Below are 11,546 nucleotides of genomic sequence, written 5' to 3'. Positions count from 1 at the left end.
CGCGCGGTGGCCGGCGGTGCCTCCGCCCGCATGGCGGCGGCCGAGCCGGCGCCCGCGCAAGCGCCCGGCCCGCGCCTGGCGAGCCTGCGCGATGTCGCGGCCCTGGTGGCCGAGCAGCGCGAGCCGACCTTGCACGGCCACCTCGTCCATTCCGTGCATCTCGTCCGTTTCGCCCCCCCGGTGATCGAGCTGCGGCCGGAGCCGGACGCGCCGCGCGACCTCGCCGCCCGCGTCGCCGCCATCCTGCAGGAGGCGACAGGCACGCGCTGGACCATCGCGCTGTCCACCGCCCAGGGCGAGCCGACTCTGGCCGAGCAGGGCGTGGCCGCCGACACCGCCCGCCGCAATGCCGCCGCCGAGCACCCGCTGGTGCGCGCCATCCTTGACACCTTCCCCGGCGCCCGTATCGAAGCGGTGCACGACAGCCGCACCGACGCCTACGGCCTGCTCGCCGAGCCGACGCTCGGCGGCGAGGCGGATGTCATCGCCGGTGGCGATGACGACATGCCCGAATTTGCCCCCGTCGACGCCGCGTTCGTCGACGATCCATCCGACTTCTGGGAGAACCAGTCATGAAGAATATCGCCGGCCTGATGAAGCAGGCTTCCCAGATGCAGAAGAAGATGGAGGAGATGCAGGCCGCGCTGGAAGCGATGACGCTCGACGGCAGCGCCGGCGCCGGCATGGTCAGCGTCACCCTCAACGGCAAGGGCGAGCTGAAGGGCGTGCGCATCGACCCGAAGCTCGCCGACCCCGCGGAAATGGAGATGCTGCAGGATCTGCTGGTGGCCGCGCATGCCGACGCCAAGCGCAAGATCGAGGCCGCCGCGGCGGCGGAAATGCAGAAGGTCACCGGCGGCCTGAACCTGCCGCCCGGAATGAAGCTGCCGTTCTGAAAGAGCGCCCATGGGCGGGCCGGAAATCGAGCGCCTGATCGGCCTGCTGGCGAAGCTCCCTGGCTTCGGGCCGCGCAGCGCCCGCCGCGCCGCCCTGCGCCTGCTGCAGCAACCCGAGTCGCGCATGCTGCCGCTGGCGGTCGCCATGGCCGAGGCCGCGCGGGCGGTGAAATCGTGCAGCCTCTGCGGCAATCTCGACAGCGCCGACCCCTGCAGCATCTGCAGCGACCCGCATCGCGACCGCAGCCTGATCTGCGTGGTCGAAGGCGTGGGCGACCTGTGGGCGCTGGAGCGGGCGCATGTGCATCGCGGCCTGTATCACGTGCTCGGCGGCACGCTGTCCGCGCTGGCCGGCACCGGCCCGGACGACCTCAATGTGCCGAGCCTACTGGCCCGCGTGCATGAAGGCGGCGTGTCCGAGGTGATCCTCGCCCTCGGCGCCACCGTGGACGGCGCCACCACCACGCATTGGCTCACCGAGAAGCTCAAGCCCCTCGGCGTCACCGTCAGCCGCGTCGGCCAGGGCGTTCCCATGGGCGGCGCGCTCGACGTGCTGGACGACGGCACCCTGGCGGCGGCGTTGCGGGCCCGCCGGCCGTTCTGACGACGAGCCCGCGAGGCGGCTTCCTACATTTCCGGCAGCATCCGCTGCAGCACGCCGTCGCGGCGGACGTAGTGGTGGAACAGGGCGGCGGCGGCATGGGCGCCGGCGACGATCAGGATCAGGTTGGCAACGAGTCCGTGCAGGCTGCGCGTCTCGCGCGCCAGTGCGGTGTTGGCGGGATCGAAGGGCGGGATGCTGAACAGGTTGAAGATGCTGTCGCCGCGCGTCCAGGCGGTGGCGAGGCCCAGCGCCACTTCGGCGATCATCAGCGCATACAGCGCATAATGCGCGGCGTGGGACAGGACGTTCAGCAGGCCAGTGTCGGATGGCGGCAGGGTGCGGCCGTCGCGCAGGCGCCACAGGATGCGCGTGACCAGAACGAATCCGAGGGCCACGCCCAGCACGATATGCACCGAACGCACATGCACGCGCATGTCGGAGTCGCGCGGAAAGACGTCGATGATTTGCGCGAGTCCCCATAGCAGCACGATCAGCCCTGCTGTCAGCCAGTGCAGCACGATGGTTTTCTGGTCATAGCGCAGGAAGGCCGTCTGCATCCGGGTCATGTTTGCATCCATGTTGGGCAACGAGCCGGCCCAGTTAACGGGCGGAGTGCTCGGACAGCAAATTTATTCCCGGTAATTCAAATCAATTCGTTCGCATCAACTGCTGCCGATCAGGATGCCCGTCGCGAACACCAGGGCGCCGCCGAAGCCCACCTGCATGGCCGCGGACACCGGCGGCGTGTCCATGTATTTCCAGCGGATCCAGGTGATGACTGCCAGTTCCGCGATCACGACGGCGATCGCCAGGATCGTTGCGGTCATGAAGTTCGGGATCAGGAATGGCAGCGTGTGGCCGACACCGCCCAGCGTGGTCATCACCCCGCAGATCGCGCCACGCAGCCACGGCGCGCCGCGGCCGGTCAGGCTGCCGTTGTCGGACAGTGCCTCGGCAAAGCCCATGGAGATGCCTGCGCCGATCGAGGCAGCCATGCCCACCAGGAATGCGTCCCACGAATTGCCCGTGGCGAAAGCAGCGGCGAACACCGGCGCGAGGGTGGAGACGGAGCCGTCCATCAACCCGGCGAGACCGGGCTGGATGAAACGCAGGACGAACAAGCGTCGCGCCGACTCGTCTTCCTGCGCGCGCACGTTCTCAGGCAGGTTCTCGCGCATCAGTTGCGCGGCGATGTGCTCGTGTCCCACCTCGGCTTCCGCGAGGTCGCCCAACAGCTTGCGGATCGAGGCATCGGTGCTGCGGCTGGCGGCCTGGCGGTAGAAACGGGCGGTTTCCAGCTCCATCAGTTCGGCCTGGCGGCGTACCGTCTCCAGCCCCAATGGCTGCAACTGCCACACCGGCTTGCGGCTGACGAAGCCGCGCACGTCCTGGCGGCGGATCAGCGGGATATGCTCGCCGAATTTCTGCCGGTACAGGTCGATCAGCCGGCGCCGGTGCTCGCCTTCCTCCGCGGCCATTTCGGTGAACACATTGGCGCTGGCCGGATAGTCGGCGCGCAGGCCCTCGGCGAAGTCGGCGTAGATGCGACCGTCCTCCTCCTCGCTGGCGATGGCCAGCGCGAGGATCTCCTTCTCGGTCAGCTCGTCGAAATTGCGCATCTGCTCCACCTCGCGCTGCACACCCGCGTGAAGCGGGCGATACGACAGTCGTCAGGCCCGGCGGCGGCCCGCCAGGGCATTCATCGGCCGGCGCGGACTATGGCGTTCGCAAGTGCAACGATCAAGACGAAGTCGAAATAATGAGAATGCGTCGCAACTACATCGCAAGTCTATAATCGGCTTCCGGGATGCCCGGGCGGCGGCCGGCGACGATATCGGCCAGCAGGCGCGCGCTGCCCGCCGACAGCGTGAAGCCCAGCGAGCCATGGCCCAGGTTCAACATCAGGTTGTCCAGCCGCGTCCGTCCGATCACCGGCTTGTCGGTGGGCGTGGCCGGGCGCAGGCCGGACCAGGGCCGCACGTCATCGAGCGAGCAGGTGCCGGGGAACGTCTCCTCCAGCGTCTGCGCCAGGGTGGCGATGCGGTCGGGGCGCAGTTCGGTCTTCGCCGCGCCCACTTCGGCGAAGCCGGCGACGCGGATCGAGTCGCCCAGGGGGGCGTAGACGGTCTTGCGGTGGATGTCGGTGATGCTGCGCACCGGCGCCCTGTTGCCGTTGCGCACCTGTGCGGTAATGGAATAGCCGCGAATCGGCTGCACCCGCAGGCGCAGGCCGGCGTCGCGCCCCAGCACGCGGCTGGCAACCCCGGCGGCCAGCACATACAGGTCGGCCTCCATCACGCCCTTGTCGGTGCGCAGGCCGGTCACGCGCCCGTTCGCGGTCACGATCTGCTGAACTTCGGTGCCCAGCGCGCACTGCACGCGCGGCGACAGCACGCGTTGCAGTTCCTGGCACAGCATGTGGCAGTCGCCGACTTCTTCCGATGGCGTATAGATGCCGCCCACGAGCCGGTGCCTGATCGATTCCAGGCCGGGCTCCAGCGCCAGGCAGTCCTGCGCGGTCAGCGCCTGCTGCTCGCAGCCCATGGCGGCCTGCAGCCGCAACTGCGCCTCGGCATCCACCATGCCCTCGCGGGAGGATTGCACCACCAGCTTGCCGTTGCGCCGGTGCAGGAACTCCATCGGCGTGCGCGCGAGCATCTCATGCAGCGCATCGCGGCTGTGGAACGACAGCGCCAGCATCTGCGCAGTGGTCGCGGCGGCGGTGTGCGCGTTGCAGGCGCGCAGGAATTCCGCGAGCCACAGCCACTGGCCGGGATCGGCCGACGGCACGAAACGGATCGGGCTGCCCTTCTCCAGCAGGTATTTCGGCAGGCTGCGCAGCACCGCAGGCGAGGCCATCGGCGCCACATAACTGAAAGAGAGCTGCGCGCCGTTGGCGAAGCTGGTGCCCTGGCCCACCGCGGCCGCGCGGTCCAGCACCGTCACCTCATGCCCATCCTGCGCCAGCCACCACGCGGTGGTCATGCCGACAATGCCGGCGCCGAGGACGATGATTTTCACGTGACGGCACTCCCGGAAGGATCAGGTGCCGCATTTCCGCATGACCCGCGCCGATAGACAACAGATCCTGCGGAAAGCCACCCGTGATTCAGGCCGGCGCGAAGCCCCCGTCCTTGCCGAGCAGCTCCAGGATGCCGCTGCGGATGTCGAAATACGCGCCATGCAGGTGCAGCCGGCCGTCGCGTACGCGCTGGGCGATCCAGGGGAACGTCTTCAGGTTCGCCAGCGTGAGCTTGACGGCTTCGTATTCGCAGGCCTGCTGCGCCTGGTCCACCGCCGTGCATGTCAGCACCCGGTCGCGCGCCGGCGCCGCGATCTGGATCCAGTCACTGACGAAATCCGAGGTCGGGTCCCGATATCCCCTGAGCAGCGCGTGGATGCCGCCGCACATGGCGTGGCCCATCACGATCAGGTCCGGCACCTCCAGCACACACACGCCGAACTCCAGCGCGGCGCTGGTGCCATGATAGTTGGCGTCCGGCATGTAGGGCGGCACGAGGTTGGCGACGTTGCGGACGACGAACATCTCGCCGGGCGCCGCGTCGAACACCATGGTCGGGTCGACGCGGCTGTCGGAACAGGCGAGCACCAAGGCGCGCGGTCGCTGTCCCTCGCGGGCCAGCTTCTCGAACAGCGCCCGCCGGTCCGGCCAGGTTGTTCCGCGGAAGTGCCTGTAGCCCTCAATAAGCTTGTCCATGATCACCTCAATGCCGGAAATGGCGCATGCCGGTGAACACCATGGCGATGCCGCCGGCGTCCGCGGCGGCGATCACCTCGGCATCGCGCATCGACCCGCCAGGCTGGATCACCGCGGTCGCGCCGGCGGCCACCGCCGCTTCCAGCCCGTCGGCGAACGGGAAGAACGCGTCGGAGGCGACCACGCTGCCCTGGGTGAGTGGCGCGTCGAGCCCCGCGGCCTTTGCTGCCTCGCCGCTTTTCCACGCGGCGATGCGCGCGGAATCGACCCGGCTCATCTGCCCGGCGCCGATGCCCACGCTGGCGCCGCCCTTGGCATAGACGATGGCGTTGGACTTCACGTGCTTGCAGACGCGGAAGGCGAAGACGAGGTCATCGAGTTCGGCGGCCGTGGGCGCGCGCTTCGTCACCACTTTCAGCGCCTCGCGGGACACCCGGCCGGCATCGCGCGTCTGCGCCAGGAAGCCGCCGGCGACGCTGCGGACGGTCAGTCCGGGCGCCGCCGGATCGGGCAACGCGCCGGTCAGCAGCAGCCGCAGATTCTTCTTGCGCGCCAGGATCGCCTGCGCGCCCGCGGTCGCGTCCGGCGCCACGATCACCTCGGTGAAGATCGCCGCGATCTTCTCGGCCGCCGCCTCGTCCAGCGTGCGGTTCAATGCGACGATGCCGCCGAAGGCCGAGACCGGGTCGCAGCGCAACGCCAGATCCCACGCCGCCGCCACCGAGTCCGCCGAGGCCACGCCGCACGGATTGGCGTGCTTCACGATCACCACGCTCGGCGCGTCGAACTCGGCTACCGCTTCGAACGCGGCGTCGGTGTCGTTGAGGTTGTTGTAGGACAGCTCCTTGCCCTGCACCTGCCGCGCCGTCGCCACGCCGGGCCGGGTGCCGGTGACGTAGAACGCCGCCGCCTGATGCGGGTTCTCGCCGTAGCGCAGCGCCTGGCGCCGCGTGCCCGCGACGGTCATGCGGGTGGGGAAGGTCTCGCCGCGCTGCTCGGCGAACCAGGCGGAGATGGCGGCGTCGTAGGCGGCGGTGCGGGCATAGGCCTCGCCTGCCAGCCGCCGGCGCAGCGCCGATGACGTGCCGCCCTGGGCTTCGATCTCGGCCAGCACCGCTTCGTATTGCGCCGCCTCGGTCAGCACGGCGACGAAATCGTGGTTCTTGGCGGCGGCGCGGATCAGGGCCGGACCGCCGATGTCGATGTTCTCCACGCAATCGTCGAACGCGGCGCCGCGGGCCACCGTCGCCTCGAACGGATAGAGGTTCACCGCCACCAGATCGATCGGCGCGATGGCGTGCTGCTCCATCTGCGCCACGTGCTCCGGCAGGTCGCGGCGGCCGAGGATGCCGCCGTGGATCTGCGGCACCAGGGTCTTCACCCGGCCGTCGAGGATCTCCGGGAAGCCGGTGTGCTCCGACACCTCCACCACCGGGATGCCGGCATCGCGCAGCGCCTTCGCCGAGCCGCCGGTGGACAGGATCTCGACCCCCCGCGCCGCCAGCGCCTGGGCGAACGCCACCAGGCCGGTCTTGTCGGAAACGGAGATCAGCGCGCGGCGGATCTGGACGATGTCGGTCATGATGCCACCCGGATTCGGAAAGGAAGGGGCCAAGCCCGGCGCGGGATAGACCTACAGGCCCAGCAGGTCCAGCGTGCGCGCCACAACCCTGCCCTCGTCGTAATGTTCGAGCGCCCGCGTCCGGCCCGCCGCCCCCATGCGCGCCCGCAATCCGGGATCCGCCGCCAGCCGCCGCAGCGCCGCCGCCAGCTCCGGCACGCGCATCGGCGGCACCAGCAGGCCGGTCTCGCCGTCCACCACCTGCTCGCGCGGCCCTCGGATATTGGTGGCGATTACCGGCAGGCCGGTCAGCATCGCCTCGATCACCGACATCGGCAGTCCTTCGAAATGGCTGGGCAACGCGAAGATGTCGGAAGCGGCCAGGATCGCCGGAATGTCCTCGCGATAGCGCAGCCGGCGCAGTCGCTCGCCCAGGCCGGCAGCGGCGAAATACGGCTCCAGGTCCTCGCCGTGATCGGACTCCAGTCGCTCACCGACCACCCACAATTCCGCGTCCACGTCGCGCATCGCCGCCAGCAGTTCGGGATGACCCTTGTGGCGCACCAGGCGGGACACGGCGACCACCACCACCCGGTCCTCGGGCACGCCCAGCTCCGCCCGGATCGCCGCCCGCGCCTGCGGGTCCGGGTGGAACCGCGCCGGATCGCGCCCGTTGCCGATGGCGATGGAGCCGCGGTTGATGCCCAGGCGCCGCGCGTCCGCCGCTTCCTCGGTGGAGACGGTCATGTGCACGTCGGTCAGCCGGCCGCCGACCCACTCCATCGCGAGCGCAATGCCGCGCCGCCACCACGGGCCGGGCTGGTTGAACAGGAAGCCATGGCAGGTGTAGGCCACGCGCGGCACCCCGGCCACGCGCGCCGCCACCCGGGCAAGGAACCCGCTGATCGGCATGTGCCCATGGACCAGGTCTGGCCGCTCCGCCCGCAGCAACGCCAGCAACGCCCGGAACGCCCGCCACTGCGCCACCGGCGAGAAGCTGCGCGCCAACGGCAGCGACACCACCCGGAACCCCTCGCCCCGCGCCACCTCCAGCAACGGCCCTTCGGCCGAGACCCCCACCACCTCATGCCCACGCGCCCGAATTCCCCGCATCAACGGCAACAGGAAATGCCGCAGCGAGAAATCCACGTTGGTGATCTCGACGATCTTCATGGCGGAGAAGGAAGGCCAGGGGCGTTGCCCCTGGACCCCACCAGGGCGCCGCCCTGGACCCGCAAAGGGGCAGAAGCCCCTTTGATCCCAGTACTTTCAAGTGGTTTGGACAAGAGGGGGCCGACCTTGCCGTGGCCACCTGCTCGGTTGGCCCCCTCTTGTCCAAACCACTTAAGTCGCGGGTTCCAAGGGCTTCGCCCTTGGCGGGTGCAGGGCAGCGCCCTGCCGGGTCCAGGGCAGAGCCCTGGCCTTGCTACCCCACCTTGGTGATCGCCCATTTCACCTGCTGGGGGCCGTCCTGGTAGCCGGTCAGGACTACCTGTTCCGACCGGCGTGCTTCGGGGCCGCCGAGATAGATGCTTTCTTCCAGGCCGATGCGGGCGCCGTCGGCGCGCAGGCGCCAGCCGCTGCCGCTGGGCAGGCGCAGCAGCACCGCTTCGCCGTCCTGCTGCACGCTGGCGTCGACTGTCGGGTGCAGGTGGAAGCGCACGGCGTAGGGCTGCGGCGACTGCGCCTCCAGCGCGTCTTCGCCGCGAATATCCTCGCCGCTCTCGGACATGTACAGGCGCCGGCGGTGGATGGCGCCGAACGGGCGGTGATAGCCGTCGTGGCTGGCGTCCAGCCAGTGCGCGCCGTTGGCTTCCTGGCGCTGGACCTCGACCTTCTCCGGCCGGCGGCCGAGGCCGTCGGGGCGAAGCTCGGACGAATTGGTGTCGGCGATGACCAGGGTGGAGTGCGCGGCCGTCGCGCGGCAGGCGTCGCGCCAGCCGCCGGTGGCGGCGGGGGCGGCGCCGCAGTTCACGATCATCCGGTCGCGCCCGATCGACAACTCGAAGGACAGGGTGCCGGCATGGGCGAAGCGGTCGATCTTCGCCGCCGCCGGCGCGCCGCAATCCATGATCAGCACGCTGCGTCCGGCCTGCAGCCGCTGGAAGCCGCCATCCATCAGCGAAGACGGCGCCCGCCCGGCACGGCCGGCCTGGGCCAGCACCTGGTCGATCAAGGCGGCGCTTTCCTCCTTGGTGCCATTGAACAGCGCCAGTCCGCCGTCGCCGTGGCGCAGCGCGCGCAGGGCCGGCGCCATCCGCTCGATCGCTCCGGCCAGGGAAGCCGGCGGCTGCGCCTGGGCGGCCTGCAGCAGCGCGCGGATTTCCGTGAGGTCCTGCAGGGCGGCAAGATGCTGCGCCGGGCTGCGCTCGCAATGGCAGCCATCGGGCAGGATCTGCCGCGTGATCTCCTGCGGCAGCACGCGCAGCGCGCGGGTCAGGAACGCCGCATGGTCCGGCAAGGCCACGGCGGCGGCGATCAGGCCCTTCAGCGCGGTGAGCGCGCGCGCATCCAGTTCCTCCGGCGGCAGCGACGCGGCCAAGCTGCGCGCATCGGCCACCAGGCGGCCCATCAGCTTCTGGCGGAACGCGTCATCCGCGCTGGCGGCGAAGAAGTCGTAATGCCCCAGCCAGGCGGCGATGCGCGCGCCGGCCACGTCCGGCCGCTGCGGCAGGCCATCCACCGGCGTGTCGGCGATCCATTCGGCCACCAGCGCGCGGGCGCGCAGGCGGGCGGCGTCGGTGCCCAGGGCGCGCAGGTCGCGCAGCCAGGTGAAGCCGTGCGCCAGCGCCCATAGCATCGGCGCGCCGGACAGGTCGGCGCCGGATCGTTCGGCGAACATGCCCGGCCGCAGCGGCATGGTGGCGCCGCCCAGTTCCAGTTCGCCTTTCAGCAGGGCCGCGCCGCGCCCGGGGTCGCCGGGCCACGGGTCGCGCACCGGCTGGGCCGGGGCGTCGGGCAGGCGGGTCATGCGCAGGCTCGGCAGGCGGGCGAGGCGCCGGCGTGCGTCGCGCAGCCATCCGGCGGGTGTCGGGGGCTTCATCCAGCGGCCGATCGCAAGGCGGCGATGGCGCCGGCATAGTCGGAAGCGCCGAACACGGCGGTTCCCGCCACCAGCGTGTCGGCGCCGGCGCCGAGGATGCGCGGGGCGGTCTGCGCCGTCACGCCGCCGTCCACCTGCAGCGCCACGGCGCGGCCGCTGGCGTCGATCGCCTGACGCAGCGATGCGATCTTGGGCAACTGGCTCTCCAGGAAGGCCTGGCCGCCGAAGCCGGGATTCACCGTCATGACCATGATGATATCAACGAGGTCGAGCACCCACATCACCGCCTCGATGGGCGTGGACGGGTTCATCACCACCCCGGCCTTCTTGCCCAGGGAGCGGATGAACTGCAGCGTCCGGTGCAGATGCGGCCCGGCCTCCGGATGCACGCTGATATGATCCGCCCCCGCTTCGGCGAAGGCGACGATATAGGGATCGACCGGGGCGATCATCAGATGCACGTCGAACGGCATGCGCGTGTGCTTGCGCAGCGCCTTGATCACCGGTGGGCCGAAGCTGATGTTGGGGACGAAGTGCCCGTCCATGACATCGAGATGCAGCCAGTCGGCGCCGGCTGCCTCGATGGCGGCGACCTCGTCTTGCAGCCGCGAGAAATCCGCCGCCAGAAGGCTGGGCGCGACGACGATACGCTGCGCGGATGAAGATATGGACGCGTGGGACATCGGCTGTTTCTAGACACTGGACTCCGTTGCACACAAGCGACGCCTCATATCCGTACGGCCCGGGCAACGAAGAATCCGTCCATGCCGCCGCGCTCGGGCCAGAGTGCCGGGGTGGTCCGCACCCAGCCCTGCGGCGTCAAAGCCTCCGGCAGCGCCGCCATTTCCGCCGTGGTGAACGGCTCGGCCCGCAGCTTCAGGCGGGCCAGGGCGGCCGCCATGCGCTCGGCGCCTTCCTGCGGCTGCAGCGAGCAGACGGCATAGACCAGCCGCCCACCGGGCCGCAGCATCTCGCTGGCCGCGGCGAGCAGCGCGTCCTGCTGCGCGGCCAGGGCGGCGATGTCGCGCGGGCGCTTCAGGTGCAGCACGTCCGGGTGGCGGCGGATGGTGCCGGTGGCGCTGCACGGCGCGTCCAGCAGGATGGCATCGAGCGGCGCCGGCGGGCGCCATTGCGCGGCGTCGGCGGTGACGATCTCGGCGGGCAGGCGCAGGCGGGCCAGGTTCTCACGCAGCCGCGCCACCCGGGCGGGATCGCGCTCGACGGCGGTGACGCTGGCGCCGGTCGCGGCCAGTTGCGCCGCCTTGCCGCCGGGTGCCGCGCAAAGATCGGCCACGCGCTCGCCGGATGCGGCGGCCAGCAGCCGCGCCGGCAGGGCGGCGGCGGCGTCCTGCACCCAGAACGTGCCGGTGTCGAAGCCGGGCAGCGCGGTGACGCGCGTGCCGGACGGATAGCGCCAGGAGCCCGTGGGCAGAGGCTCGCCCCCGGGCGGCGCCTCGGTGCCGGGCAGCAGCGACAGGTCCAGCGGCGCCTCGTGCAGATGCGATTCCGCGATGGCGCGCGCCTCGCCGCCCCAGGCGGACCACAACCAGGACGGCGTATCCAGGCGCGGACCGTCCAAGCCGTCCAGCGCCGCCGGTCCGGCGGCGGCCACGCGCCGCAGCACCGCGTTCACCAGCGGGCAGAACGGCACCAGCCCGCGGCTGCGCGCCAGTGCCACGGCGGTGGCGACGGCGGCGTGCGGCGGCGTCTCCAGCAGCAGCGGC

At 70.7% G+C, this 11,546-nt stretch carries 11 protein-coding genes and 1 pseudogene; 3 read left to right on the top strand and 9 right to left on the bottom strand.

Annotation, left to right across the window (positions count from 1 at the left end):
• From OL599_RS25115 to recR, 3 genes and pseudogenes are all read left to right on the top strand, one after another.
• Positions 1–576: pseudogene (locus OL599_RS25115) on the top strand (DNA polymerase III subunit gamma/tau); the annotation flags it as partial.
• Positions 573–896 (top strand): YbaB/EbfC family nucleoid-associated protein, encoded by a 324-nt coding sequence (locus OL599_RS25110; protein ID WP_264716793.1) that lies wholly within the window; start codon positions 573–575, stop codon positions 894–896. The pseudogene OL599_RS25115 and the gene OL599_RS25110, both read left to right, overlap by 4 nt.
• A gap of 10 nt (positions 897–906) precedes the next feature.
• A complete protein-coding gene (recR, locus tag OL599_RS25105) occupies positions 907–1,500 on the top strand; it encodes a recombination mediator RecR (RefSeq protein ID WP_264716792.1) in 594 nt (197 codons plus the stop codon).
• 23 nt (positions 1,501–1,523) lie between these two features.
• Here the strand turns inward: recR and OL599_RS25100 are convergent, their stop codons facing one another.
• The 9 genes from OL599_RS25100 to OL599_RS25060 form a co-directional block, all read right to left on the bottom strand.
• A complete protein-coding gene (locus OL599_RS25100; protein ID WP_264716791.1) occupies positions 1,524–2,066 on the bottom strand; it encodes a cytochrome b in 543 nt (180 codons plus the stop codon).
• 96 nt (positions 2,067–2,162) lie between these two features.
• Positions 2,163–3,119, bottom strand: a complete 957-nt coding sequence (gene mbfA / locus OL599_RS25095; protein ID WP_264716794.1) for an iron exporter MbfA — start codon at positions 3,117–3,119, stop codon at positions 2,163–2,165.
• A 157-nt stretch (positions 3,120–3,276) separates the two neighbouring features.
• Positions 3,277–4,521: a D-amino acid dehydrogenase gene (locus tag OL599_RS25090; RefSeq protein WP_264716790.1), complete on the bottom strand. Its 1,245-nt coding sequence runs from the start codon at positions 4,519–4,521 to the stop codon at positions 3,277–3,279.
• A gap of 88 nt (positions 4,522–4,609) precedes the next feature.
• Positions 4,610–5,218, bottom strand: coding sequence for a carbonic anhydrase (locus OL599_RS25085; RefSeq protein ID WP_264716789.1), 609 nt, complete (start codon positions 5,216–5,218; stop codon positions 4,610–4,612).
• 7 nt (positions 5,219–5,225) lie between these two features.
• On the bottom strand, positions 5,226–6,800 hold the full coding sequence (gene purH, locus OL599_RS25080; RefSeq protein ID WP_264716788.1) for a bifunctional phosphoribosylaminoimidazolecarboxamide formyltransferase/IMP cyclohydrolase: 1,575 nt from the start codon (positions 6,798–6,800) through the stop codon (positions 5,226–5,228).
• Positions 6,801–6,851: 51 nt separating this feature from the next.
• On the bottom strand, positions 6,852–7,952 hold the full coding sequence (locus OL599_RS25075) for a glycosyltransferase family 4 protein (protein ID WP_264716787.1): 1,101 nt from the start codon (positions 7,950–7,952) through the stop codon (positions 6,852–6,854).
• 253 nt (positions 7,953–8,205) lie between these two features.
• Entirely contained in the window at positions 8,206–9,822 is a 1,617-nt protein-coding gene (locus OL599_RS25070; RefSeq protein WP_264716786.1) for a heparinase II/III family protein, read from the bottom strand.
• Complete coding sequence (gene rpe / locus OL599_RS25065; RefSeq protein ID WP_264716785.1) at positions 9,819–10,505, bottom strand: ribulose-phosphate 3-epimerase; 687 nt, start codon at positions 10,503–10,505, stop codon at positions 9,819–9,821. The genes OL599_RS25070 and rpe overlap by 4 nt, the downstream gene beginning before the upstream one ends.
• Before the next feature lie 44 nt (positions 10,506–10,549).
• Positions 10,550–11,546, bottom strand: a 997-nt coding sequence (locus OL599_RS25060; RefSeq protein WP_264716784.1) for an RsmB/NOP family class I SAM-dependent RNA methyltransferase, incomplete at its 5' end; no start/stop codon positions are given.

Source organism: Limobrevibacterium gyesilva (genome assembly GCF_025989185.1).
Lineage (GTDB): Bacteria > Pseudomonadota > Alphaproteobacteria > Acetobacterales > Acetobacteraceae > Limobrevibacterium > Limobrevibacterium gyesilva.
Note: the sequence above shows the minus strand (reverse complement) of the source record. Positions and strands in the feature narration are given on the sequence as shown.